This window comes from Nocardia flavorosea NBRC 108225, from assembly GCF_001613385.1.
Lineage (GTDB): Bacteria > Actinomycetota > Actinomycetes > Mycobacteriales > Mycobacteriaceae > Nocardia > Nocardia flavorosea.
Genome location: NZ_BDCG01000022.1, coordinates 125149 through 150050, shown reverse-complemented (window position 1 = coordinate 150050; position 24902 = coordinate 125149). Strand labels below are relative to the sequence as shown.

Sequence of the window (24902 nt, the reverse complement as noted above, 5' to 3'; positions counted from 1 at the left end):
GTCGTGGCCATGTCGTCGTTCATCGATCAGCTCCCGGCGCAATCCCATGCGCCGGACGAAAAACGAGGTCTCCCCCATGGCTGACGCCTTCATCGTCTGTTCGAATCTGTCGTTCTCCTGGCCGGACGACACCGCTGTCTTCACCGATCTGTCGGTCAGCGTGCCCGGCGGGCGCACCGGGCTCGTAGCCCCGAACGGTGCCGGTAAGAGCACACTGCTGCGCCTGATCGCGGGCGATCTGCGACCTTCCGCCGGTAACGTCACCGTCGATGGCGTACTCGGCTATCTCCCGCAAGATCTGCCACTCACCGGCGATATGACCGTCGCCGAACTACTCGGTATCGCCCCGCTCCTGGCGGCCCTGGAAGCCATCGAAGCCGGTGATACCGGCGAAGAGCATTTCACCACCATCGGTTCGGAGTGGGATATCGAGGAACGTACCCGTGCCCAGCTGGAACGGCTGGGTATCGGCGAACTCGAGCTCACCCGGCGGCTGCACACTCTCAGCGGCGGCCAGGTCGTTTCGCTGGGCTTGGCAGCACAACTGCTCCGGCGGCCCGACATCCTGCTGCTCGACGAACCCACCAACAACCTCGATCTGCAAGCGCGACACCGGCTCTACGATCTGCTCGGCGACTGGAGCGGCTGCCTGCTGCTGGTGAGCCACGACCGGGCACTACTGGACCGGATGGACCGGATCGCCGAACTCCACGCGGGTGAAATCAGCTATCACGGCGGGAATTTCACCGAGTACGAGCAGGTGGTACGGGCGGCGAGGGAGGTCGCGGAGAAGAATATCCGCAATGCCGAACAGGAGGTCAAACGCGAGAAAAGGGAATTGCAGCAGGCTCGTGAGCGCGCCGCCCGCCGCGCAAGCAATGCGGCCCGCAATCTCGGCAATGCCGGTTTGCCGAAGATCTTTGCGGGCACCATGAAACGTAATGCGCAGGAATCGGCGGGCCGCGCCGACGGTACGCACACCGCCCGCGTCGATACCGCCCGGGCCCGGCTCGACCAGGCCGAACGGATGTTGCGCGCCGACGAGAAAATCGCATTGCAACTCCCCGGTACCAATGTCCCGGCCGGTCGCACCGTATTCGTCGGTGAAAACATCCGCTACCGCGTCGGCGACCGGCAGATATTCGCCGAACCCGGTGTCGACCTGGTAATCCGTGGCCCCGAACGGATCGCGCTGACCGGCGCGAACGGCGCCGGGAAATCCACCCTGCTGCGAATCCTGCACGGTGTCCTGACGGCCGAATCCGGCGAGGTAACCCGCGCGGCCGGCCGAGTGGCGTACCTGTCGCAGCGGCTGGACCTCCTCGACCCCGACCGAACCGTAGCCCAGAACCTGACCGCCTTCGCCCCCGAACTCCCGGCAGCCCAGCGGATGAACCTGCTGGCCCGCTTCTTGTTCCGGGGTTCCCGCGTGCACCTGCGGGTCGGGGATCTCTCCGGCGGAGAACGATTGCGGGCGACGCTGGCCTGCATCCTGTTCGCCGAGCCGGCACCGCAGTTGCTGCTACTCGACGAGCCGACGAACAACCTGGACCTGGTGAGTGTCGGGCAGCTGGAGAACGCGCTCAACGCCTATGAGGGGGCATTCGTGGTGGTGAGCCACGACGAACGGTTCCTCGCCGAGATAGGGGTGCAACGTTGGCTCCGGCTGTCCGAAGGAAGGCTGTCGGAGGTAGCAGCCCCGGTGATCGGGGACTGAGCGTCGGAGCCACGGCACTGGCAGATCGTCGTCCGGACCACCGCCGAACCCGGACGACGTCTGCCGAACGCTCACAGTGGAATACGTTCCAGGCTGCCGGATTCCATGGCCACCCACAGTGCGCCGTCGGGCCCGACCGCCACGCCGTGCGGTTCGGCGCCGGACAGTTCCGTTTCGGTGATCTCGCCCGCCAGGGTGATTCGGCCCAGACGCGAGGTCGCCCATTCGGTGAACCACAGGGCGCCGTCGGGTGCCGCGATGATCGCATGGGGCTTGGCGGAGCGGTCGGGTAGCGGAAATTCCGTGATCTCGCCGTCGATACCGATTCGCCCGATCTGACCGGCGCCGATCTCCACGAACCAGAGGGCACCGTCCGGGCCCGGCGTTATCCCGACCGGCATGGCTTGATCGGTGGGCAACGGGTACACGGTGGCCGCACCGGCGAGATCGGTGCGGCCGATCGCATTGCCCTGGTTGAGCGTGTACCACAGTGCATTGTCGGAGCCGGTGGTGATCATCGAGGGCGTGCCGGCGGCCGGGTAGCGGGCGATGGATCCGTTCCCGGCCAGCCGGCCGATTCGGCCGGCCTGCAGTTCGGTGAACCACAGGGCACCGTCCGGCCCGGTGGTGAGGCCGTACGGGGATTCGGCCGGGAACCAGGTGATCTCACCGGCCGCGGTGATCCGGCCGATGCGATTTCCGCGGAATTCACTGAACCACATGGACTCACCGGGGCCGGGAACGATCACCGTCGGCTGCCCGCCGGGTGGATCCAGTGGGTAGGTCCGCACTGCACCGTCGCGATATCGGCCGACCGCACCGGCCTCGACCGTGGTGAACCACAGCGCATTGTCCGGACCGAGACTCACCCCGTACGGCGACCCGGAAATTCGGATCACGAGACCCTCCTGCTCGTCGCGTCTGCGGACAACGCGTCCACAGGAGTCACCCGAACCACGGCGGCGGCCGCGGACCGATGACCGGAGTTGCGAGCCTGCCACATCCGAGAGGAGGGCCGCGACCCCGCACTGTGTCACCCGGTCCGCTCGGCCCCGTTGGAATCCGGACGGTGCGAACGGCCACCGCATGCACGGGCTCCTGGACTGCCGGGTGCCGAGCTGGGGATCAGCGTCCATTAGCTACCATTGCGTAGCTACAAAAGTGCAGCTAATGTCTGGTTGTCACCTCGAGAAAGAAGCGCACCGATGACCGATGCACTGCCCGTCGCCGTGAACTGGACGACCCCGACCATCACCTCCCGCACCACCCTGACCACCCATCTGTGGACCGCGCCGCCCCTGCAGCGCAGTTCCCCCATCCACGACAAGGCCTTCGCGGCGCTACGCGCCCTCCGCACCCAGCGCACGCGATTCCTACCCTGGTAGTCCTCACCGAAACTCTCCGTCCCCGAACTCGACCCACCCACCGACGGCCGGACCTCCTGGGATTTCCGCCGGCTGGACGAATTCACCGATGATTTCCTCGCGGCCACCGAGGGCCGGCCGGTGGTCGCGAATTTCTCCACGATTCCCACCTGGATGTTCGACACCCCGGAGCCGGTGACCGTGCAGGACGATCCGGCGGCAATCCACTGGGATTACCAGCAGGGCACCGTTTTCCGCGATCCCGGCCTCACCGAGGTCGCCGAGCATTTCGAACGTATCGGCCAGTGGTACATCACCGGAGGATTCACCGACCGATTCGGGGTGCGCCACGAATCCGGCCGCAACGACCGTTTCGCCTATTGGGAAGTGCTGTGCGAACCCGATGTGGACCACAACCTCTCCCCCGAGGTCTACACCCGCCTCTACGACGCCGTGGTGGAACGACTGCGGGTCCTGGATCCGGGGATGAAATTCGTGGGCCTGTCGCTGAGCCTGATCAATTTCGACCCCGAGTACTTCTGGCACTTTCTCGATCCGCCCAACCACAAGGACGGCATCCCCCTGGACGCCTTCTCCTACCATTTCTATGCGACCCCCCAGATCTTCGACCCGGCCGCGCTGAGCGGCAACGATCCTTTCGAGGATTGGCATCATGTGTTCTTCACCCAGGCGGATGGGTTCCTGCGCCAGGTACAGCTGATCGAATCCATCAAGCGTCATCTCTCGCCCGGCACGGAGACCCATATCAACGAGATCGGGACTTTCACCCCGGATGTGCTGAACCCCGACCCGGTGGCGCCCGAGGGGTACTGGGCCCTGAGCGCGGCGCTGACTGCCTACCTGTGGTCGCGGCTGACCGAACTCGGTATCGACCTCGTCGGCGTCGCCGAATTCGTCGGATACCCGGGAATGGTCTACGGCGTTTCGCTGCTGGACTGGAACACCGGCGAACCCAACGCCCGCTATCAGGGGCTGAAACTCCTGCTCGACAATTTCGGGCCGGGTGACAAGGTGTTCCGCTCCGGCACCGCCCCCACGCTCATGTCACCGGAAACCCAGGTGCACAGCCAGGCATTCGAGTCCCCGGACGGGCGTCGCCGGATTCTGCTCGTCAACAAATACCCCGAGCCGCGCCGGGTGCGGTTCGCCGACCCGGTCCGGACGATCAGCACGATCGACGCCACCACGGGTGACGGACCGGCCGTTACCCGGCACGTCGAGAACGGGGAGGTGGAGCTCGGCCCGTTCGCCACCGCGGTGGCCACCGTCGAACCGGCCGCCGACTAATCTGCACATGAGAAGATCCCGCGCGATAACCGAAAGAGTCAGCAATATGCCCGGCACCCGTGCCCGCCGCAGCGACGCCGAAGTAGTGGCGGCGGTCCGTGCCGCGGTGGTCGAGGAACTCGCCGAAGTGGGGCTGGGCAGGCTGACGATGGACGGAATCGGTCAGCGCGCCGGTATCGCGAAAACCTCGCTGTACCGGCGCTGGGATTCCCCGCAGGCGATCCTGCTGGATGCATTGCACGCCGGTTTCCCGCAAGAGCAACCTGCGCCGTCACCGACCGATGATCTGCGCCACGATCTCATCCAATCGCTACGGCTCATGGTGGCGTGGCTGGGCACACCTGCCGCCCAGGCCACCGCCGCTGTCCTCACCGAACGCGCCCGCTACCCGGAGCTGGCCGAGGCCGTCTACACACAGGTTTTCGAACCCAAGGGCGGCCGGTTCACCGGCACGGTTCTGCGGCACTACGCGGATACCGGCCGGATCGACCCGGACCGCCTCACCCCCGTCGTCCTCGATATCGGCGAGGCGCTGGTATTGAAGTTCGCGCTCGACTCCGGTGAATTACCGGATGAACAGACCTTGGCCGATATCGTCGACCAGGCCATCCTGCCCGCCGCCGATCGGCGGGCCTGACCGCCCGGACATACGGTCACCGGCGGGCGGCCGGGTTCCGGCCGTCCGCCATCGCACCATGCGGATCAGGCGGTCGAGAGCTGCGCCTGCCACATCCAGTGCAACTGCTCCAGCCGGGCCGCGATCTCGATGAAGAGATCCTGCGTCACCGGGTCGGCCTTCTCGGTGGCGGCGATACGTTCACGGAACCGGCGGATCACGGTGGTGAGGTTGTCGACTATCGCGTTGATGACCTCGGTATCCTGCTGCCAGCCGTCGGGGAATTCCAGCCCGGCCGCTTCCTTGGCCACGGTGGCCGCGCGTCCATCGGGACTCACGCCGATGGCGGTGGCCCGTTCGGCAGCGGAATCGGTGAACTCGCGGGCCGCACTCACCAGTTCGTCGAGGGCCAGGTGCACGGAGCGGAAGTGGGTGCCGAGCACATTCCAGTGAGCCTGTTTGGCGATCAGAGACAGATCGATCAGGTCGACGACGCTCGCGCGCAGCGCGTCACCGGTGATGCGCTGCTGTTCCGGGTCGAGTGTGCTCTTGATCGGGACGTTCATCCTCGGATGCCCTTTCTCTCGTTGCGCTCGATGCGCCGGACAGATGGCGACTACCCGGCCACGCGGCCCTCAATCACGGTTGTCGGTGTTACCGAGACCACCGTCCGCGCACCCACCACACTCGGCAGACATCTCGGGGGTGGGCGGGTACTCCACGTTTCACCGGCATATGCCCGGGTAGGCCGCGGGCGGATCGCAAACCATGCACTCGGAAAGGAACAGGTATGGGCCAGCAGCACAATCTGACCGGACAGCGGATCGCGGTGCTCGCGGCGGACGGAGTAGAACAGGTCGAACTCGTGCAACCACGGTCGGCTGTGGAGGATGCCGGGGCCAGTACCGCCCTGCTGTCGCTGAAACCGGGCGAGATCCAGGCCATGAACCACGATGTGGAGAAGGGCGACACCTTCGCGGTGGACCGGGTGGTCGGCGAATGCAGCCCGGACGAATTCGACGCCCTGCTGCTGCCCGGCGGCACCACCAACCCCGACAAACTGCGCCAGGACCCGGACGCCGTCCGCTTCGTCCGCGATTTCTTCGCCACCGGTAAACCGGTCGGGGTGATCTGTCACGGACCGTGGACGCTGGTGGAGGCCGATGTGGTGCGCGGCCGCACCCTCACCTCCTACCCCAGCGTGCGCACCGATATCCGCAATGCGGGCGGGAATGTGGTGGACGAGGAAGTAGTCACCGAACACGGTCTGGTGTCCAGCCGCAACCCGGACGATCTGCCCGCTTTCTGCGCGAAGATCGTCGAGGAATTCGCCGAGGGCAAGCATCCCGTACATCCGGAAGGCGCGACTGCGGGCCGCTGACCCACGCCGAACTCGAACGGGAACGCCATGTCGTGGCCGATGGCGCGACCGGGCATACCGGCCCACGCAAGGCACTGGCCGAACATCGGCTGGAGAACCGGTCGCGGTGCGGGTGACCCGGTTCGCAACCCTCCCCTACGTGGTGCAGGACAGCGAACTGGTCGCGATCGTCCCCGAACGGGTCGCCCGGGCGCTGGCCCGGACGCACGCGGTCCGGATCTTCGCCCTGCCGTGGCCGATCGAGCCGGTCGAGGTGGCCGCCCATACGCGTCACGCGCCGGGCCGCGGCGGGCCGCAGCAGTGGTTCCTGGAGGTTATCCGGACGGCGATGACGCGTATGCCGGCACTGTGACACCGGGCCCCGTCAGCCCACCCGCGCCGATAGTTCCGCAGCGACCTCGAAATCCGCGCCGGTAGCGGCCCGCACCTCGGCGACGGAGACGCCCGGCGCGATTTCCACCAGCACCAGCCCGTTCTCGGTGACGTCGAGAACCGCGATATCGGTGATGATCCGGTTCACGCAACCCAGTCCGGTGAGCGGCAGACTGCATTCTTCGACGATCTTCGGCTGCCCCGAACGCGAGACGTGTTCCATCATCACGATCACCCGGCGCGCACCGTGCACCAGATCCATCGCCCCGCCCATCCCCTTGACCATCTTGCCGGGGATCATCCAATTGGCGAGGTCGCCACGGGCGCTGACCTGCATCGCGCCGAGGACGGCCACATCGACCTGCCCGCCGCGGATCATCCCGAACGACGCCGCCGAATCGAAGAACGAGGCGCCGGGCAGCACGGTGATGGTTTCCTTGCCCGCATTGATCAGTTCGGGATCGAGTTCCTCTTCGGCCGGATACGGGCCGACACCGAGGACACCGTTCTCCGAATGCAGGACGACGGTGATGTCGTCGGGCAGATAGTTGGGCACCAGGGTCGGCATCCCGATCCCGAGGTTGACGTACTGCCCGTCGGCGAGTTCGGCCGCGACGCGGGCCGCCATCTGTTCGCGGGTCAGTTTCATGCGCGCACCGTCCTGTTCTCGATTCCTACGTCGACCTTGCCGACCGGTACGACCCGCTGGACCTGGATACCGGGGGTGTGCACCTGGTCGGGGTCGAGTTCGCCGGGTTCCACCAGGTGTTCGACCTGGGCGATGGTGATCCGGCCCGCTGCGGCCGCGGGCGGATTGAAGTTGCGGGCGCTGGCGCGATAGACGAGGTTGCCGTGCCGGTCGCCTTTCCAGGCGTGGACCAGCGCGTAATCGGTGACGATCCCGCGTTCCAGTACATAGGTGACGCCGTCGAATTCCCGGGTTTCCTTCGGCGGGCTGGCCACCGCGACCCCGCCCGCTCCGTCGTAGCGCAGCGGCAGACCACCGTCGGCGACCTGGGTGCCCACGCCCGCGGGAGTGAAGAACGCCGAGATCCCCGCGCCACCGGCGCGCATCCGTTCCGCGAGGGTGCCCTGCGGGGTCAGTTCCACCTCGAGCTCACCGGACAGGTATTGGCGCGCGAACTCTTCGTTGGCGCCGACGTAGGAGCTGATCGTGCGGCGGATCCGGTGGGCCGCCAGCAGTACGCCGAGGCCGAAACCGTTGGTTCCGCAGTTGTTGCTGACGACTTCCAGTTCCGTGGCGCCCTGGTCGAGCAGTGCGTTGATCAGCGCTTCGGGGATGCCGACCAGCCCGAATCCGCCGACGGCCAGTGATGAAACGTCGGGGATATCGGCGACCGCTTCGGCGGCTGAGGCAAAGACTTTGTCCATCACGCGCTCCACAGTAACCACTTTTGTACGTATTGTGAACTGATGTGCGTATAGTGAACGCGTCGGACGGTGATGCTCCAGCCGCCAGGTGAGTCCTATGCTGTTCGCATCCCGTAGTAGTGTCCACATCCCGAACGCGAGGTCGCGCGCATGCTCCAACTGCCACCGCGGTACCGCGGTATCGACAAGAACGAGGAAGCTCCGCTCGACTTCGCCGAATACCGCTCCACCACCCTCCGGCACCCCAAACAACCGTTGCTCCTGCTCCCGCAGCGACTCGGCGAGCTCACCGGCCCAGTACTCGGCGAAGGCCGTATCACCGAAGCCGACGCCGATCTGACCCTGGCCCGCGGCGGCGAAGCACAAGGACAGCGGATCATCGTCCACGGCCGTGTCCTCGACAGCGACCGCACACCGGTACCCGGCACCCTCGTCGAGGTCTGGCAGGCCAATGCCGCCGGCCGCTACCGCCACCAGGGCGACCAATGGCCCGCACCGCTGGACCCGTATTTCGACGGCGTAGGCCGCGTCCTCACCGACAGCGACGGCCACTATTCGTTCACCACGATCAAGCCGGGCGCGTATCCGTGGGGCAACCACCACAACGCCTGGCGGCCCGCGCATATCCATTTCTCCCTGTTCGGGCGCGCCTTCACCCAGCGTCTGGTCACCCAGATGTACTTTCCGGACGACCCGATGTTCTTCCAGGACCCGATCTACAACTCGGTTCCCGACGGCGCCCGCCAGCGCATGGTCAGCGTGTTCGACTACAACGCCACCAAGGACAACTGGGCCCTGGGCTTCCGGTTCGACATCGTGTTGCGCGGCCGGGACGCGACCCCCTTCGAAGAGGAGGACGATCACGATGAGTGATACCGAATTCGCACCCCGCTACCCGGCAAGCACCGGAGATTTCACCGCTGCCGAATTCGGGCCGACCCCGTCGCAGACCGTGGGGCCGTTCCTCCATATCGGACTCCCCTGGCCCGACGGCCCCGAGGTGATCGCACCGGGAACCGAGGGATCGATCGCCGTCACAGTGACGGTGATCGATGGGGAACGTAACCCGGTAGCCGATGCCCTGATCGAGGTGTGGCAGGCCAACCGCGACGGCGTTTTCGAACACCCCGACGATCCACGTCCGCAGACCGACCCGGCATTTCGCGGTTTCGGCCGCTGTCCCGCCGACGCCACCGGCACCGTGCGGTTCACCACCGTCAAGCCCGGCGCCGTTGCGGTCGGCGACGGATCCGATCAGGCACCGCATCTGAATGTGTCGATCTTCGCCCGGGGCATGCTCAACCGGTCGATCACCCGCCTCTATTTCCCCGACGAGCAGGCCGCCAACGCCACCGACCCGGTACTGGCCGCGCTCCCGGACAACCAGCGGCACAAGCTTATTGCCGCCGCCACTCCGGCGGGCTACCACCTCGATATCGTGCTGCAGGACGCCGACCCGGACGGTGCCGAGACGCCGTTCTTCTACCTGTAGGAGTGCGTGTGCCGCGTGGAGAGCTGTTCGACCCGCTGTTCGGAGCCGCGGAGCTCGGCGCGGCCCTGTCCGACCGCGCCTGGATCGCCGCCCTGATCGAGGTGGAATGCGCACTCGCCCGCGCCCAGGCGGTGGCCGGCGTCCTCGATGAGGGGTACGCCGAAACCATCGCCGCCGCCGGACCGGAGCTGGCCGCCACACTTGGTCCGGCGGAACTCGGCGCGGCCGCGGTGGCCGGCGGCAACCCGGTGATCCCGCTGGTGCGCAGGCTTCGCGAAGCTTGCGCACCGGCCGGGGTCCCCGGATCCGCCGTGCACAAGGGCGCGACAAGTCAGGACATTCTCGACAACGCGCTGTTACTGCTCGCACAACGCACCGGGGCGATGATCGTCGACGATCTCCGCGCCGCCGCCGACGCCGCCGCCGAACTCGCCCACGTCCACCGCGATACCCCCATGGCCGCCCGCACCCTCGGCCAGCAGGCCCTGCCCACCACCTTCGGTGCGCTGTCGGCCGGTTGGTGCAAAGCCCTGGACCGGGCCGCCGGTTCGGTCACCGCCGCACTGGCCGATCTGCCGGTCCAATTCGGCGGTGCCGCAGGCACACTCGCCGCCCTGTACCCGCACGGCCCGGCCGTCGCCGACGCCCTGGCCGCGGAACTCGGTCTGGCGGCACAGGGCATCCCGTGGCATACCGACCGCACCCCGATCGCCGAACTCGCCACCGCGCTCGGTGTGGCCGCGGGCGCGGTCGCCAAGATCGCCACGGATATCGTGACGCTGTCCGCCACCGAGATCGGTGAGGTCAGCGAGGACGCCCCCGGCGGATCCTCCGCGATGCCGCACAAACGCAACCCGGTCGCCGCCATCACCGCCCGCGCGGCCGCCCGCCGCGTCCCAGGGCTGGTCGCGGACGCGCTCGGGGCGATGGACCACGAATTGCAGCGCGCCGCCGGCGCCTGGCATGCCGAATGGGAAACCGTCACCGATCTGCTGCGACTCACCGGCGGCGCCGCGCACCGGCTGGCGCAGAGCCTGACCGGCCTGCACGTCCATCCGGAAGCGATGGCCCGCAATCTCGCGGTCACGGGCGGACTCTTGCTCGCCGAGCGGGTGACCGCGGCCTTGTCCGAACACACCGACCGCGCCCGCGATATCGTCACCGCCGCCGCCACCGCGAACCCGCCTGCCCTGGACACCGACCCCGCCATCATCGAACATCTCGGGGCGCACCAGGTCCGGGACCTGCTGGACCCGGCCGGATACCTCGGACACGCCGCCGATCTGGTGACGCGAGTGCTCACCGAACGCGACAGCACGCACACGGACCCCGGGTGACGCCGGTGCTCACCGATCGCAACGCCCGTCGGCGAAACCAGGCCGCAGACCCTGAACCGTACGCACAGCGGCGCGGCCTCGACAGAACGCGACGGCCCACGCACGGACACCACGAGTTACCGGACAAGTTCGCATCTGCGATGTCGAACGCTCGGACCACACCGGACAGGTCCGGGCCGAGGTGCGGCCCGCAGGGCGGCCAGGCTGGGTGGCCCCGGACGCCGCCGACGACCACGGCCGGCCCACCCCACACCGGCGACCAAACGGACCGGGGCAGCACACCCGCAGTGCCCGATCAACGCTCTTTCCGGTCGCGTTCGGCGGCCCGAGGTGCCGGCGGCGGCACTGTCGAGTCCGGCAACGATCAGTGTGTCGCTGCGGCCGGCGGGGATCTGCGCGATGGCCCAGCCGATTCCGGTGGCGCGAACAGCTCGAGACCGCATTCCCGGTTCTGGCCGCCCGCCGGCAATTCGGCCCGGACAAGGCCGGGTGCCACACCCGCTGAGTCCGCTCGTCGGCCTATCGCCGGGACCTACTCCGGGCACGCCGGTCGGAAAACCCTCGACGCGTCCGAGCACCACGACGCGACAGTATCTTCGCAACCCGAACGGAGCAAAGGAAATGGGCGCACACACAGCGGATTCGATCTCGGCCGTCGAGCTCTCCTACCGAGCCGCCGGACCCGAAGCCGCGGCGTCCACCGTCGTCCTCCTCGGCTCCCTCGGCTCGAACCGGGCAATGTGGGATCCGCAGGTGGCCGCGCTTTCGGCCGACCATGAGGTGCTCGCCGTCGATCTGCGCGGTCACGGCGAATCACCCACCGGCACCGGCGATTACACCGTGGCGGACCTGGCCGCCGATGTCCTCGCACTACTGGACCGCCTCGGCCGCCACCGGGTCCACCTGGTCGGGCTCTCATTGGGCGGCGCGGTCGCCCAGTGGATCGCGGCACATCACCCGGCCCGGGTCCGGACACTGACGCTGCTGTGCACCTCCGCAAAGTTCGGCACCCCGCAGAGCTGGCTCGACCGGGCCGCCGCGGTCCGCGCCGACGGTACGGCGTCCATCGCCGAAGCCGTGGTCGGCCGGTGGTTCACCGCCGAACTCGCCGACCGAGATCCCGAACTGATCGCCCGTAGCCGCGCCATGGTCGAAACGACCACGGACGAAGGCTATGCCGCCTGCTGCGTCGCACTCGCCCATTTCGACAATCGCGCCGACCTCGCCCGGATCACCGCCCCCACCCTGGTGATCGCCGGGGCGCAGGACCCGGCCACCACCCCCGACGATATGCGCGCGCTCTCCGACGGGATCGCGAATTCCGTACTGCACGTCCTGGACCCGGCCGCGCACCTGGCCAGTGTCGAACAGGCCGGGCCGGTGACCTCGCTCATCACCGCCCATATCGGCGGCCGGCGCGAACGTAACCACGCCTTCGAACAGGGAATGCGGGTGCGCCGGGCCGTATTGGGCGAAACCCATGTCGACCGCGCCGTCGCCGGTACCACCGAATTCACCGCGCCGTTCCAGGATTTCATCACCCGCACCGCCTGGGGCTATATCTGGAGCCGGCCGGGCCTGGACCACCACACCCGGCGCCTGCTCACCCTCGCGATCCTCACCGCCGTCGGCAACACCCACGAACTGGATATGCATATCCGCGCCGCGCTGCGGGCCGGGGTCGCCCCGGACGAGCTCGCCGAGGTGTTCCTGCACACCGCGGTCTATGCCGGTGTGCCGAACAGTAACCTCGCTTTCGGACTCGGTAAGGCCGCACTCGCCGAGGGCATCGGCCCGCACGCGAACGGCAACGCCGCACCCGGACCGGACCGCACCACCGGGTCCGGCCCGGCCGACGGCACCGGGTCCCGCTCGGTCGACGGCACCGGGTCCCGCCCGGCCGACGACACCGCAACCGGACCGACAGACGCAGAGGACATACACCGACCGTGACCGAACCCTCCCCGGATTACGTGCAATCACTGGGCCGCGGCCTGGCCGTGATCCGTTCCTTCGACGCCGAGAATCCGCGGCGCACCCTCAGCGATGTCGCCAAGGCCACCGACCTCACCCGCGCCACCGCCCGCCGATTCCTGCTCACCCTGGTGGAACTCGGCTACGTGCGCACCGACGGTTCCCTGTTCTGGCTCACTCCGCGCGTGCTCGAACTCGGCTACAGCTACCTGTCCAGCCTGAGCCTGCCCGAGGTCGCGGGCCCGCACCTGGAATCGCTGGCGAATCAGGTGCACGAATCGACCTCGGTGTCCATCCTCGACGGCGAGGACATCGTCTACGTCGCCCGCGTACCGGTCAGCCGGATCATGACCGTATCGATCACCATCGGCACCCGTTTCCCCGCCTTCAGCACCTCGATGGGGCGGGTCCTGCTAGCGGGCCTGCCGGAGCAGGACTTCGAGGAATACCTGGCGAAGGTCACCTTCACTCCACTCACCGACCGCACCGTCCTCAGCGCCGACCAGCTCCGCGAGCAAGTACGGAAAACAAGGGAGGCCGGTTACTGCCTGGTCGACCAGGAACTCGAACAGGGATTGCGTTCGATGGCCGCCCCGATTCGCGACCACACCGGTGCGGTCTGTGCCGCCGTGAACATCTCCACCCACGCCGCCCGCTACACCACCGACAGCGTGCGCGCCGACCTGCTGCCGCCGCTGCTGGCCACGGCCTCGGCCATCAGCACCGACCTGGCCCGCGTCCACAACCACGCCTGATATTTCACGAAGGAATCCCCATGATCGACGCTGTCATCTGCGAACCGCTACGCACCCCGGTCGGCCGGTTCGGCGGAGTGTTCAAAGACCTCGCGCCGGAAACCCTGGCCGCGACCTTGATCACCGAGCTGATCGCCCGCACCGGTCTGCCCGCCGAGCAGATCGACGACGTCATCCTGGGCCAGGCCTCACCCAACGGTGAGGCCCCGGCGATCGGCCGGGTCGCCGCCCTCGACGCCGGTCTCGGCGTAGACGTCCCCGGGTTGCAGGTGGACCGCCGCTGCGGTTCCGGACTACAGGCCGTGCTGCAAGCATGTATGCAGGTCAGCACCGGTGGTAGCGATCTGATCCTGGCCGGCGGCACCGAATCCATGAGCCGGGCCGAGTTCTACGCCACCGGTATGCGCTGGGGCGTGAAAGGCGAAGGCATCTCTCTCGACGACCGGCTGGCCCGCGCCCGCGTCACCGCCGGCGGTAAGAATTTCCCGGTGCCCGGCGGCATGATCGAAACCGCCGAGAACCTGCGCGCCGAATTCTCGATCGGCCGCGCCGATCAGGACGCGCTCGCGGCGCAGTCGCATCAGCGCGCGGTCGCCGCGCAGCGGTCCGGCCGCTTCGCCGACGAAATCGTCGGAGTCGCTGTTCCGCAACGTAAATCGGACCCGATGATCGTCGACACCGATGAACATCCCCGCGCCGACACCTCCGTCGAATCCCTGGCGAAGCTGCGCCCGATCCGCGGCAAGGTCGATCCGGATGCCACCGTCACCGCTGGTAATGCCAGCGGCCAGAACGACGGCGCGGCCCTCTGCATCGTCACCACTGCCGACAAAGCCCGCACCCTCGGTCTGCGCCCACTGGCCCGCCTCGCGTCCTGGGCGGTCGCCGGAGTCCCGCCCCGCACCATGGGTATCGGCCCGGTCCCCGCCACCGAAAAGGCCCTCGCCCGATTGGGTTTGACGCTCGACGATATGTCGGTCATCGAACTCAACGAAGCCTTCGCCGCCCAGACCCTCGCCGTCCTGCGCACCTGGAAACTGGCACCCGACGACGAACGCCTCAACCCCAACGGTTCCGGCATCTCCCTCGGCCACCCGGTCGGCGCCACCGGCGCCCGCATCCTCGCCACCCTGCTCCGCGAACTCGACCGCCGCGAGGGCCGCTACGGCCTGGAAACCATGTGCATCGGCGGCGGCCAGGGGTTGGCAGCAGTCTTCGAACGCCTGTCCTGAACCGTACCCGGGCGCGCAATCGCGCATCGGTCACCAGGCTCCGGGTTTACCTGTTCGCCGCAGGTCAACCGTTCGAACGCAACGCCGCCAGCAGCATCGGCAACGAGCGGTGCAGTTCGCGTTCCCAGTACGGCGGGCTGTGTGTTCCGGCGGTGAAATGGGTGACCGGGTCGCCACCCAGCGCCCGCAGCCGATCCGCCACGGCGCGGCTGCTCTCGTGCATCAGCGCCTCGGTCAGATCCACCACATCCGGTGAGAATTCCGCGGCCAGCCGGTCGATTTCGGGAAACAGGGATTCCGCAGAGGTGCCGGGCGGGTCCAGGTCACCGATAGTGCCGTCACCGCTGGACAGATACACCGGCAACCCGGTCAGCGCATCGGCCAGATTGTAGAGGTCGTTCGCCTCCCAGATCCTCCGGTCGCGCACCGGGTCACCCCACAGGCTCCGGCCGTCGACGCCGACGAACCGGGCTGCCGCCAGCACCACCTCGGCACGTATCGAAGGGGACAGCCACCCGCTGTAGCTCGCCGCCGCCCGGAACATTCCGGGTCGTTGCGCCGCATAGGCCAGCGCGCCGTAACCACCTTGCGACAGCCCGGCGATCACCCGGTCCCGGCCCGCGCCGTAGCCGCGTTCGAGCAGCGGTATCAGCTCGTCGAGGTGGAAGGAGCGCACCGCGGGCGGTCCACCGCGGCCGTCGTTGTACCGGTCGCTGTAGAAGCCGAACATCGGCATGCCGGGGATCACCACCAGCACGTCCCGTAATTCCGGCAGTTCCTCGACGTCGCTGTCGCTGGTCCAGCTCATGTGGTCCCCGTCGCCGCCGGGGAGGAGGTAGAGCACCGGCCAGGTCCGGCCGGGTGCACGCTCGTCCCAGCCGTCGGGGGTGATCAGGCGGACTGCTGCGGAGCCGTCGAGTGCCGGCGAATCGACGGTGAGGTCGACCGTCCGATCGCCGGTCTGCTGTTGCTCTGTCACCTCCAGGCCCCTCAGGGCGGGGTCGGGAGGCGGCGGATCGTGACCGGTTTCCGTTCCGCATCCGGTCGCCACCAAGGCCGTCAGCACGAGGCTCGCCAGGCCTGTCCGGAGCCGGTTCCCGCGCAGTAGATCGATCACGACTCGAGGCTAAGGAAGGCCGCGGGTCTCCACATCGGGACCAACCCGGATCTGTTCCCCGATATCCGCTGCGTTTCGTTGTGCACAGAAATGCCAGCGATTCCGACGGTCGCCGAGATCGCGGGAAGTACCCGAATGGTCAGCGACCGGTAGCGCCTACGCGATTACGAGCCGGGGCCGGTAAGTGCGGGGGCCGGACTTCGGCGAGTCCTATCGTTCGCCGTCGTTGCGTCCGAGGCGGTGTCGGCGGGATTGCCACCCGCGGGAGCATCACCAGTAGCGCTGTTGCCGAACTCGGTCCACCCCGGAGGCCGTAGCAGGTACCCGACGCGCCCACGACAGGTCTCGGCATGCCGGATATCGGAAATCATGCGAGCGAACTCGTAATAGTTGGCCTTGATGGGGTTGTGTGTATCGATATTCTTGGTCAGGCCGAATCGGACGGGTTCGGTCTCCTCGGCGTAGCTGCCGAACATACGGTCCCAGATGATGAAGATCCCCCCGTAGTTCTTGTCGAGGTAGGAGTTGTTGGCGCCGTGGTGGACCCGGTGATGCGATGGCGTGTTGAAAACATACTCGATCAGCGGATGGAGGCGTCCGACGCGTTCGGTGTGGATCGGGAACTGGTACAGCAGCACGATGGCTTGGCTGAGGAAGATCATCCACGCGGGAATCCCGATGAGCGCGAGGGGAATATAGACGGCGCTGGTGATGAATGACCCGGGAATAAGCCACGGGAGCCGCAATGCTGTGGAGAAGTTGAAGTACTGGCTGGAGTGATGCACGCTGTGCGAGGCCCAGAACAACCGGATCCGGTGTTCCATACGGTGTTTGAAGTAGTAGGCGAAATCGGCGAGCACGATCGCCGCCACCCACACCCACCACTGGGACGCCGATAGAGCGACCGGCGCGAGCGCCGCGGCGATCAGTACGAGGGGTAGTTCGATGAACTTGTCGAACGATTTCGCGACCCGGCCGAGTGCGTAGATCGACAGGCTGGTCACGGTATCGCGGGTATCGACCCCCGAGTAGCTGCCGTCACGGTCGCGGTAGTGGGCGATGAATTCGACGACCATCAACAGCAGGAACGCTGGAATGGCGTAGAGGCCGATATTGGCGATCTGGGACATGGCGGATCACTTCCGGGGATCGGTGTTCTCGGAGGTCTGCGTAGCGGCGATGCCCTCGAACAACCAGGTCAGGGCGGAGCCGAACAACTCATCGGGTACGCGGTTCGGATCGATGCGGCGTTGCCGGACCAGCCCCTGGAACAGAGCGAGGACGACCGTCGCCAACGCTTCCGACTCCGCCGAGCCTCCGATATCCCGGCGCCGCAAGCTATCCTCGACCAGCGCGCGTACACCCTCGTGTGCCGGCGAGGTGCGCTCGGCGAGCAGATCCATAGTGGCTGGGTTACGCACTGCATACAGCCAGAATTCGGCCTGCAGGGGCGCGAGGTCCTGATCCTTGTCGGCGATCTCGATCAGCATGCGCCCCAGCGCGCCCATCCGTTCCTCGGCCGTTGTCTCGGTATCGGCAACGATTCGGGCCGCCTCGCCGACTCGATCCGTCACCCGGTTCGACATCAGTTCGGTGAACAGATGCTCTTTACTGCCGAAATTCGAGTACACAGCGCCTACCGAGTAACCGGCTGCTTCGGCGATCTCGTCGACCGATGCCGCGCCGTAGCCCTTGCGGGCGAACGTTCGCGCCGCCGCGTCCAGTAAACGCTGCCTGGTTCGTGCCTTCGATTCGGTGCGGGTGAGCCGACGAGGCGGCATGTCATCGTCGTTGTCGACCATATTGAGATGGTAACCATTATTCGGATAACGGTCATTATGAGAACTATGAGAATCGGGAGAGCGTTGTCTTGCCGCCGACGCACAGGCCCCTGTCACTGGGTCTAGTGTTCCGACCTGAAAGAGGTTGGTTAATCGTAGGATTCGGCGGCGCTGAGGGCCGGGCGGCCGAGATCGGGTCCGGAGTTGGTGGTGTCCCAGGCGCAGCGGCGGGAGTTGGTGCGGGATGCGGGCGGCGACATCGACACAGGCGTATACGTTGCGTTGCCGGATCACGCTGGCGTGCGCGGAGCCGGGCGAGGCGAACGGGCATGTGGCGGCAGCGGTAGGTCTAAGTAGGGACGCCGTCAGGGCAGTCCCGGCCGGGGTACGGGACACCGTACGAACCGCGCGGAACCACGCCGGCGGCCGTCACCAGTTCCGCGAGCGCGGTCACCGCATGCCATGGTTGCTCGCGCCGAATCTCTTCGGGCGTGAGGTGCGGGATCGCCATCACCTCGACACCGTGTTCCAGCACATGCTGAATCGCGATCAGTGCCCCCAGTTGCGATCCCGTGTCCGTGACCACCGTGTACACGATTTCGAGGGAATGCGTCCTGATGAGTCGTTCGAGTTCCGGCCCGTCGTATTCGGTTCTGCGCAGCATGATCGCCCGGCGTATGGCAGACCGGCCCGCGGTCACGGCCGTGCCTTCGCCGTGTAGTCGAGCGCGGCTTCGTAGCGAGGACAGCGGTGGGCGGCGTGTACGGCCATCACCTGGTGTGCGTGCGCGTATCCCCCGATCGGTTCTGCATTCGCGTAGTGCGGCGTGGGATATTCGAGCGCTCGCAGGCCATCCGCGATCTGCTGCAGAATCCTCGGATCATCGGTGACCCAAGACTTTCCGGTGTGCAGAAGCCGCAGCGTCGCGGCCATGGCCCGGCTGCCCGGGGCTCTGAACGGCAGGGCGGGGATCTCTGTCATCGGAGTACTCGGCTTTCGATAGTGAATGGGTTGCTACAGCAGGCCGCTACGTCGGCTGCCATCCGCGCCGCTCCTGGCACCGGGAATCGGACAGCAAGCCCGACAGCCGGGGCAAGGCATCGCCGTCTCCGCGTCAAGACCTGGCTGTTCGCGGTAATGTCTCGGATCAGTCGCACCTGGGATGGGGATCTTTTGGGCGGCTTGTCGGTCCGAGGTTCCCGGCTATCGGGTAAACCCAGCACACACTGGACGACAAGCCGGCACAAGAACGCTCTGCATTTGCACAGAAGCTTTTCCAAAGGGCCAGAGCGGTTGTCACAGGAGTGCGGACGCTCTTGCCGAGTGCAAACGACTATCACACCGGATGCAAGCGAGGAAAACTGTGCCAGAAGACAACTCGACCACTCTGCCGCGTCGCCAGCTCGGGCGATACCTCCGGGAAGCCCGCGAAGCGGTGAATATGAACCTCGAAGATGTCGCGCCACTCTTGCAACTGTCGGTCAGTACGCTGTCCCGGGCCGAGCGCGGACTGACGGGCATACGCGTACCCGACGTCGAAGCCCTTTGCCGCATTTACGGTATCGACGACCGCGAGGTGATCGCGGGACTGATCAACCTGGCAAAGCAGGCGACGGTCAAGAACTGGTGGCAAGAGTTCGACGATGTCATGTTCCGGGGTTTCAACGTGTACCTCGGACTCGAGTCCTCGGCCAAACAGCTGGCCATCTATCAACCGGACGTGCTGCCCGGCCTGTTCCAGATTCCCGACTACGCTCGTGTGATCGAACGCGGTTACCTGCCGGACGAGACCGAGGAGGCGCGGGACAGGCGCATCCAACTCAGGACCAAGCGGCAGGCGCTGATCACGCGCCGGACCAAACCCGCCCACGTGGACCTGGTAGTCCACGAATCGGTACTGCGCACAGTTGTGGGCGGTGCGAAGGTGATGCGAACGCAGCTGAGCCACTTGGCGAATATGCCCTCCAACGTGACGGTATCCGTGCTCCCCTTCACCGCGGGGTTCCCCGCCGGTCTCCCGACCGGCCCTTTCATAATCCTGGAGTTCGGCCGCGACGGCAGAGGGCGAGAGGTCTCACCAACGGTCGTCTACGTCGAGTCCTACGCGGGCGACATGTACCTGGAACGGGCCAAGGACGTGGGCCGGTATCGTCAGGCCTACGACGTCATTCGGCAATCTTCACTCGACGTTGCAGCCAGCAAGAGCCTGATAAGGCAGATAGCAGCCAGGGAGTACAACGCATGACCATCGACCTGTCCACGGCCCAGTGGTTCAAATCGAGCCGCAGCGGAGGCGGTAAGGAATGCGTGGAGGCCGCCTTCCTCGACGGCGGAATGGTCGGCGTCCGCGATTCGAAGAACCCGACCGGCCCCGCCCTTGTCTTCACCCCGGCCGAGTGGGACGCCTTCACCGCCACCATTCACAACGCCACACTCGACCGGTCCTGAGGAGTCGGCCCCGCCGTGGTCCCGGCATCGAACTGGAAAAGGCCTCGTCTCGCAAGTTCGAGACGAGGCCGTTCCGTTTGTGCGATCAGGCAGCCGACAGCCCTGTTCTCTCGCTGACGACCGACCACGCCCACGACCTACTATGAGTGCATGGGTGCGCCGTGGACCGAAGAGCCGGACCTTCCGGAGCACCTGACATGGGACGAGCTGGAACAGCTGCCCGAACAGATCGCCGAACAGATCGAACTGTGGAATGGCCGGGTGGTATGGGTTCCGCGTGGGCCCGCTGAGCACCAGACATTCACCTACCGGATGACCGCCGCCTTCGAACGCTGCACACGGAAAGCCGTGCAGGAACGGTTGACGACCTGTCTCCGGGTGACCCTGGAGACGAATGTATTTCTCGGAAGTACCGGTAAATCGGACTTCCTCACTCCTGATTTCCTGGTGCATCGCTGCCTCGAATCGCCCTACCAGGACATACGAGCATCGGACACTGTGCTGGTCGGCGAAGTGCTGTCACCGTCGAACACGCAGTCCGATATGGAGGCGAAGAAGGGACGCTACGCAAGTGCCGGGATCCCCTGGTATTGGGAGGTGACACTGGCCCGCCGCGAGAGCGCGATCGCCACGGTCCGCGCCTATGCGCTCGAGAGTAAACACAGCGAACTCCCGGACGGTGTGCACCCACTCCGGCCGGCGAACTATCTCTTGGCTGGCGAGTGGACGCGCGACGACGAGAGCGGAATCCACGTCGATTTCCCTTTCCCTGTCGACATCCCGTGGGCCGACCTGCAGTACTGACTCTTTTCGCAGTCGCAGACCATCGGCAACGACCTTCACGAGGATTTCCAGGAGCGCAGCGGGACGGTCGGCTCGCCTGTCACACCGGGTTCATACAACCTGGACCAGCAGCGCACCGGCCACGGAGAGGATGGGCAGACCTCGGATCAGTTGGCGAATCAGGTCGATGGGTAGCGGCCCCGTATTGGTGATCAACAGCAGACCGTCGTACGACCGGGACGGACGCGTCCGTATCCGATAGGCCGCCAGCGCGGCACCGGCCGCACTGATCACCGCCGCCACCGGCCCGGTAGCGAGAAAAGTGAGCATACCCGTGAGCCCGAGCGCCGCGGCGGGGACGATGAGCATCGGCCGGCGCAGCGCCCGGTCACCGGCGCCCAGCAGCACGCGCAGCGCCGGGTCGCCACAGATGTCCCGCAGGCCCGCGCTGAACAGCATCGCGACCCAGAAGGACCCACCGAGTCCGATGAACGCGACGAGCAGCGGGGTGCCGACGACGGTCGCGAACCATACGGCCACCACCACGGCCGCCGCGACCGTGTAAGCCGAGGGCCGGCGCCCGTACCGCAGTAGATCCGCCCGGAGCAGTGCGGCGGCCCGCCCGGCCGGCAGCCGCCGGGAGACCGACCGGCCGACCCGCCGCCACGCCCGTTCCTCCAGAATCCCGGCGAGCACCGACAGGTCCAGGCTGGTCAGGGAGGCCTGCGCCCCAGAGGTGAGGTCGCTCCCGGACCCCAGATCCGCGCGGCTCAGATACCGGCAGCTCGCGACAGCCCACATCGCGACAGCCGCCGCCGGTGCCGCCGCGACGAACACCACCGGCCAGGCGGTGAGCACCGGAACGGCCCACTGGACCACCGCCGCCACTGTCAGGCCGAGCCCTGCCGACACGAAACTCCAGCGGAGCAGCGGAAGTACCGGGTGGGGAAGCCTGCGGGACTGGACGAGTACCGCGACGGCGACGACAACCACCCCGCCCAGCGTTCCCAGCACCGTCAGCGGCCCCCACAGACTCGCCCCCGCGATATACGCGGTGAACCGCCCGGCAACAGTCCCGGCGGCCGCCCCGACAGCAAGTGCTAGACCCACCCGGACGCGCAGCAACGCGCCCCGGTCCACCGGCGTGGACAACAGCCAGAGAGCGTCCGGAGCACTCGCGCCGACCGGCCCGAACGCCCGCGCGAGCGACAGCCCACCGCTGACCGCCAGCGCGAAAAACACCCACGCGCCGGTGGCGGCCCAACCCGGTCCGGCGGTGAACAGAACCGAACCGATGACAGAGGCGGGCCGGGTCGCCGCCCACCACACAACCCCGCCGACAACGTAGGCGCTCAGCATCAGCAGCACAGTGGTACCGGTCCGGTTCTCCCGCACGGCGTTCCCACGGATGAAACCGCGGCGCACCGAAAGTATTTCGCGGGCCCCCGGAACGACAGGAACGGATTCTGTCAGCGCCACAGGTCACCGTCCACGACATCGTCGGCGACCGCCGCCACCAGATCCGGGTCGTGCGAGACCAGCAGGATCGCCGTATCCGCTTCCTTCTCCGCGACGAGTGCGCGCGCCAGCCAGGCGCGACCCGCACGGTCCAGATGCTGTTCCGGCTCGTCGAGCACGAGCAGCCGCCGCGGCCGCACGAACGCCGAAGCCAGCGCCAGCCTCCGGCGCTGACCGCTGGACAGTGTGACGGGCAGTTGGTCGGCGGCGTCGGACAAGCTCACATCGGCCAATGCCCGGCTCGCGACCCGATGCGGTTCGGCGGTGCCGTGCGCGATCGCGACGAGTTGCAGATGTTCGTGCACGGTGAGGTGGGCGAAGGTGGCGTCTTCTCCGCTCACCGCGGCCACGGTGCTCCGGAAACACGGATCTGCTTCGTCGACCTCGCGGCCGTCGACGGTGATCCGGCCGGCATCGAGCCGGTCCCGGCCCAGTACACAGCGCAACAGGGTGGATTTACCGGCACCGTTGGCGCCGATGATCGCACAGCAGCGCCCGGTGACGACGGAGAAGCCGACATCCCGGAAGACGGTCAGGTCACCGAAGCGGCGTTCGGCCGCACAGACCTGCAGAATAGGTTCGGACACAGAGGTACTCCCGTTTTTCCTCGTGAGAAATGACCAGGCGAGGAAGCGGGGACCGCTCAGAAACCGGCAGGCGGTACGGTCCCCGCACGGGGACCGGGAGCTCTGGGCCGCGGCCGGCCGGCCGCATCGGGATGGCTGTGCCGCCGGAACGCGCCACGCAGCCGCTGCTCCTCGGCGGTCGGCCCGCGCACGGTCCGGCACTGCCCGAACAGCAGGTCCTCCGCCCGGCACACCACCAGGTAGGCCACGGCGACGGTGACGACAACGACCACACCGGCCAGCAACAGGCTACGGGTATCGGGCTGGGTGAGCACCGACCCCAACGCAGCGCCCCACACCAGCAGAAACGCCACCACCGAACTGACGAGGTAGCGGCTGCTGAACATATCGCCAGAATAATCGATCCGGCGATGGGCCCGGTCGAGCATCCTGTGATAAAGGCGCTCGCCAGACCGGCATCCCTGCTGCCAGGAAACGATCAGGTAGACCGGCACCGCGCCCCTAGGACGGCATTGCTGCCGTTCCGCTAACACTCCTCGAACCCTGAGAACAGCCCGGCAATCGCCCATAGCCGGGCGAGCGCACGTAGCGCCCACAGTCGGCCGGAACAGCGTCGACACCGCAATCGACGGTCGCCTGCCGTGAAGTTGACGCCGTACCGCCTCGAATACCACGCTGACCAGCCTCTTTCTGCTAGCTTTGGGCGCATCTGACCGAAGAGGAGAGATCCATGGTGCGGTCCGGCTTCTTCCGTATCGGCATCGGCGCGGCTGTCGCTGCCTTCGTACTGGCTGTTCTCACCGCGATCTTCCCGGCCGCGGCCGCCGCCCAGGACGCCCCGCCGGCGATCGCCCTCTCCGCGACGGCCTCGGGGACCACCATCGACTACACCGTGACCAACATCCCCAACCGGCGCGACACCTTCCCCGTCATCCCCGGCGAATGCACGACCGTCCTGGTGAACACCGCCGTCGCCGCGCCCATCCTCGCCCCCGCCGCCGTCGATACCCTCAGCGGCCGCGAACCCGACGCCTTCGCCCTGTTGCAGCGCCTGATCGCCGACGGCGCCGTCACCGCCGGACCGCGCGTCCAGTTCGCCACCGCCGGTCAGGTCACCGGCTCGTTCACCGATATCCCGCGCGGGGTCTACCTGGTGGCCACGGTCTGCAATGTGAGCCCGCTCAGCGGCGAGTTCCGGCCCGAACTGCTCGATATCGTGCCCGTGGTCGTCACCGACCTCCGCTCGGGTTCGGCGGCACCCGCACAATAATCCGGTATGCGACCGCGAATCATATTCGCACAACCGTTCTTTCCCGGATATTCGGTTGACCCGTCTGCGACGATAGAAGCATCACGGAGACGAGAACTCCGCGAATATCCGAGCTGGTGGTAGCGGCCCGGTCTCCAAAACCGACGCCCGTGGGTTCGACTCCTGCCGGATATGCGATATCGCCGAACCTCGGCGAGGAAATCCCGGGATGGTCCCGGGACAAAGCGGTGTGGCGCAGTTAGGCAGCGCGGCGGGCTCATAATCCGCAGGCCGTGGGTTCGAATCCCACCACCGCAACTATCCGGTTGAGCACATGGCGTGCAGGGAGGCCGTAACCCTCCCGCCTTCGGGCATCGGTGGTTCGATTCCATCCGGCCGGACTGAGCCCTTCTACCCCAATCGGCAGAGGGACCGGATTCAAAACCCGGTGGTTGCGCGTTCGAATCGCGCGGAGGGCA

General features: G+C 67.0%; 27 protein-coding genes, 3 tRNA genes and 1 pseudogene. 19 read left to right on the top strand and 12 right to left on the bottom strand.

Translation table 11 applies throughout. The annotated features are described in order from the left end of the window. Positions 1-76: 76 nt before the first annotated feature. Entirely contained in the window at positions 77-1717 is a 1641-nt protein-coding gene (locus NFL01S_RS28870; protein ID WP_062979550.1) for an ABC-F family ATP-binding cassette domain-containing protein, read from the top strand. A 71-nt stretch (positions 1718-1788) separates the two neighbouring features. Here the strand turns inward: NFL01S_RS28870 and NFL01S_RS28865 are convergent, their stop codons facing one another. After that, positions 1789-2616, bottom strand: coding sequence for a Vgb family protein (locus NFL01S_RS28865; RefSeq protein WP_063916079.1), 828 nt, complete (start codon positions 2614-2616; stop codon positions 1789-1791). Between the two features lie 306 nt (positions 2617-2922). Here NFL01S_RS28865 and NFL01S_RS35810 point away from each other — a divergent pair, with 306 nt between their 5' ends. From NFL01S_RS35810 to NFL01S_RS28850, 3 genes are all read left to right on the top strand, one after another. Continuing rightward, a complete protein-coding gene (locus NFL01S_RS35810) occupies positions 2923-3102 on the top strand; it encodes a hypothetical protein (RefSeq protein WP_062979461.1) in 180 nt (59 codons plus the stop codon). Positions 3103-3222: 120 nt separating this feature from the next. Further along, the gene (locus NFL01S_RS28855) at positions 3223-4389 is read left to right on the top strand and encodes a hypothetical protein (protein ID WP_062979460.1); all 1167 of its coding nucleotides are present in this window, start codon (positions 3223-3225) and stop codon (positions 4387-4389) included. 46 nt (positions 4390-4435) lie between these two features. Further along, complete coding sequence (locus tag NFL01S_RS28850; protein ID WP_062979459.1) at positions 4436-5026, top strand: TetR/AcrR family transcriptional regulator; 591 nt, start codon at positions 4436-4438, stop codon at positions 5024-5026. Between the two features lie 65 nt (positions 5027-5091). Here NFL01S_RS28850 and NFL01S_RS28845 read toward each other — a convergent pair whose 3' ends face one another. Beyond that, complete coding sequence (locus NFL01S_RS28845; RefSeq protein ID WP_062979458.1) at positions 5092-5571, bottom strand: Dps family protein; 480 nt, start codon at positions 5569-5571, stop codon at positions 5092-5094. 224 nt (positions 5572-5795) lie between these two features. On the opposite strand from NFL01S_RS28845, the gene NFL01S_RS28840 reads away from it, so the two are divergent. Both NFL01S_RS28840 and NFL01S_RS28835 read left to right on the top strand, forming a co-directional pair. Continuing rightward, positions 5796-6386 carry a type 1 glutamine amidotransferase domain-containing protein gene (locus tag NFL01S_RS28840; protein WP_062979457.1) on the top strand — a complete coding sequence of 197 codons (591 nt, stop codon included), beginning with the start codon at positions 5796-5798 and terminating at the stop codon, positions 6384-6386. 112 nt (positions 6387-6498) lie between these two features. Continuing rightward, positions 6499-6738 (top strand): type 2 periplasmic-binding domain-containing protein, encoded by a 240-nt coding sequence (locus NFL01S_RS28835; RefSeq protein ID WP_157117050.1) that lies wholly within the window; start codon positions 6499-6501, stop codon positions 6736-6738. A 12-nt stretch (positions 6739-6750) separates the two neighbouring features. Here the strand turns inward: NFL01S_RS28835 and NFL01S_RS28830 are convergent, their stop codons facing one another. Further along, positions 6751-7407, bottom strand: a complete 657-nt coding sequence (locus NFL01S_RS28830; RefSeq protein WP_062979455.1) for a CoA transferase subunit B — start codon at positions 7405-7407, stop codon at positions 6751-6753. After that, positions 7404-8150: a CoA transferase subunit A gene (locus NFL01S_RS28825; RefSeq protein WP_062979454.1), complete on the bottom strand. Its 747-nt coding sequence runs from the start codon at positions 8148-8150 to the stop codon at positions 7404-7406. The genes NFL01S_RS28830 and NFL01S_RS28825 overlap by 4 nt, the downstream gene beginning before the upstream one ends. A 150-nt stretch (positions 8151-8300) precedes the next feature. On the opposite strand from NFL01S_RS28825, the gene pcaH reads away from it, so the two are divergent. The 6 genes from pcaH to NFL01S_RS28795 all read left to right on the top strand — a co-directional run bounded on the left by pcaH (position 8301) and on the right by NFL01S_RS28795 (position 14940). Further along, complete coding sequence (pcaH, locus tag NFL01S_RS28820) at positions 8301-9023, top strand: protocatechuate 3,4-dioxygenase subunit beta (RefSeq protein WP_062979453.1); 723 nt, start codon at positions 8301-8303, stop codon at positions 9021-9023. Continuing rightward, positions 9016-9642: a protocatechuate 3,4-dioxygenase subunit alpha gene (gene pcaG, locus NFL01S_RS28815; protein ID WP_062979452.1), complete on the top strand. Its 627-nt coding sequence runs from the start codon at positions 9016-9018 to the stop codon at positions 9640-9642. Before pcaH ends, pcaG begins: the two co-directional genes overlap by 8 nt. A gap of 8 nt (positions 9643-9650) precedes the next feature. Next, positions 9651-10979, top strand: coding sequence for a lyase family protein (locus NFL01S_RS28810; protein WP_062979548.1), 1329 nt, complete (start codon positions 9651-9653; stop codon positions 10977-10979). 621 nt (positions 10980-11600) lie between these two features. Continuing rightward, positions 11601-12932 (top strand): bifunctional 3-oxoadipate enol-lactonase/4-carboxymuconolactone decarboxylase PcaDC, encoded by a 1332-nt coding sequence (pcaDC, locus tag NFL01S_RS28805; protein ID WP_084493337.1) that lies wholly within the window; start codon positions 11601-11603, stop codon positions 12930-12932. Then, a complete protein-coding gene (locus NFL01S_RS28800; RefSeq protein WP_062979451.1) occupies positions 12929-13708 on the top strand; it encodes an IclR family transcriptional regulator in 780 nt (259 codons plus the stop codon). The genes pcaDC and NFL01S_RS28800 overlap by 4 nt, the downstream gene beginning before the upstream one ends. A gap of 20 nt (positions 13709-13728) precedes the next feature. Beyond that, positions 13729-14940 carry an acetyl-CoA C-acetyltransferase gene (locus tag NFL01S_RS28795; protein ID WP_062979450.1) on the top strand — a complete coding sequence of 404 codons (1212 nt, stop codon included), beginning with the start codon at positions 13729-13731 and terminating at the stop codon, positions 14938-14940. Between the two features lie 160 nt (positions 14941-15100). On the opposite strand, the pseudogene NFL01S_RS28790 reads toward NFL01S_RS28795, so the two are convergent. The 5 genes and pseudogenes from NFL01S_RS28790 to NFL01S_RS28770 all read right to left on the bottom strand — a co-directional run. Next, positions 15101-15919, bottom strand: a pseudogene (locus tag NFL01S_RS28790) (alpha/beta hydrolase); the annotation flags it as partial. 302 nt (positions 15920-16221) lie between these two features. Next, positions 16222-17133, bottom strand: coding sequence for a sterol desaturase family protein (locus tag NFL01S_RS28785; RefSeq protein ID WP_371851873.1), 912 nt, complete (start codon positions 17131-17133; stop codon positions 16222-16224). A 60-nt stretch (positions 17134-17193) separates the two neighbouring features. Next, complete coding sequence (locus tag NFL01S_RS28780; protein ID WP_062979448.1) at positions 17194-17859, bottom strand: TetR/AcrR family transcriptional regulator; 666 nt, start codon at positions 17857-17859, stop codon at positions 17194-17196. Positions 17860-18187: 328 nt separating this feature from the next. Further along, complete coding sequence (locus NFL01S_RS28775; protein WP_157117046.1) at positions 18188-18502, bottom strand: hypothetical protein; 315 nt, start codon at positions 18500-18502, stop codon at positions 18188-18190. Between the two features lie 32 nt (positions 18503-18534). Beyond that, complete coding sequence (locus NFL01S_RS28770) at positions 18535-18819, bottom strand: hypothetical protein (RefSeq protein ID WP_062979446.1); 285 nt, start codon at positions 18817-18819, stop codon at positions 18535-18537. A 382-nt stretch (positions 18820-19201) separates the two neighbouring features. Here NFL01S_RS28770 and NFL01S_RS28765 point away from each other — a divergent pair, with 382 nt between their 5' ends. The 3 genes from NFL01S_RS28765 (at position 19202) to NFL01S_RS28755 (ending at position 21090) form a co-directional block, all read left to right on the top strand. Continuing rightward, on the top strand, positions 19202-20083 hold the full coding sequence (locus NFL01S_RS28765) for a helix-turn-helix domain-containing protein (protein WP_245670932.1): 882 nt from the start codon (positions 19202-19204) through the stop codon (positions 20081-20083). Then, positions 20080-20286, top strand: coding sequence for a DUF397 domain-containing protein (locus NFL01S_RS28760; RefSeq protein WP_062979444.1), 207 nt, complete (start codon positions 20080-20082; stop codon positions 20284-20286). Before NFL01S_RS28765 ends, NFL01S_RS28760 begins: the two co-directional genes overlap by 4 nt. Positions 20287-20436: 150 nt before the next feature. Then, complete coding sequence (locus tag NFL01S_RS28755) at positions 20437-21090, top strand: Uma2 family endonuclease (protein WP_062979443.1); 654 nt, start codon at positions 20437-20439, stop codon at positions 21088-21090. Positions 21091-21180: 90 nt separating this feature from the next. Here NFL01S_RS28755 and NFL01S_RS28750 read toward each other — a convergent pair whose 3' ends face one another. The 3 genes from NFL01S_RS28750 to NFL01S_RS28740 are packed head-to-tail and all read right to left on the bottom strand — an operon-like array spanning position 21181 to position 23560. Further along, positions 21181-22548 carry a DUF6297 family protein gene (locus NFL01S_RS28750; protein ID WP_062979442.1) on the bottom strand — a complete coding sequence of 456 codons (1368 nt, stop codon included), beginning with the start codon at positions 22546-22548 and terminating at the stop codon, positions 21181-21183. After that, complete coding sequence (locus NFL01S_RS28745; protein WP_245670931.1) at positions 22539-23174, bottom strand: ABC transporter ATP-binding protein; 636 nt, start codon at positions 23172-23174, stop codon at positions 22539-22541. The genes NFL01S_RS28750 and NFL01S_RS28745 overlap by 10 nt, the downstream gene beginning before the upstream one ends. Before the next feature lie 56 nt (positions 23175-23230). Continuing rightward, positions 23231-23560 (bottom strand): DUF6412 domain-containing protein, encoded by a 330-nt coding sequence (locus NFL01S_RS28740; RefSeq protein WP_063916089.1) that lies wholly within the window; start codon positions 23558-23560, stop codon positions 23231-23233. A 344-nt stretch (positions 23561-23904) separates the two neighbouring features. Between NFL01S_RS28740 and NFL01S_RS35805 the strand changes: the two genes are divergently transcribed. The 4 genes from NFL01S_RS35805 to NFL01S_RS28725 all read left to right on the top strand — a co-directional run bounded on the left by NFL01S_RS35805 (position 23905) and on the right by NFL01S_RS28725 (position 24902). Further along, positions 23905-24444, top strand: a complete 540-nt coding sequence (locus tag NFL01S_RS35805; protein ID WP_062979440.1) for a hypothetical protein — start codon at positions 23905-23907, stop codon at positions 24442-24444. 104 nt (positions 24445-24548) lie between these two features. After that, positions 24549-24618, top strand: a tRNA-Trp gene (locus NFL01S_RS35800). 49 nt (positions 24619-24667) lie between these two features. Then, positions 24668-24741: transfer RNA gene (locus NFL01S_RS28730), tRNA-Met, on the top strand. A gap of 87 nt (positions 24742-24828) precedes the next feature. Then, positions 24829-24902: transfer RNA gene (locus NFL01S_RS28725), tRNA-Leu, on the top strand.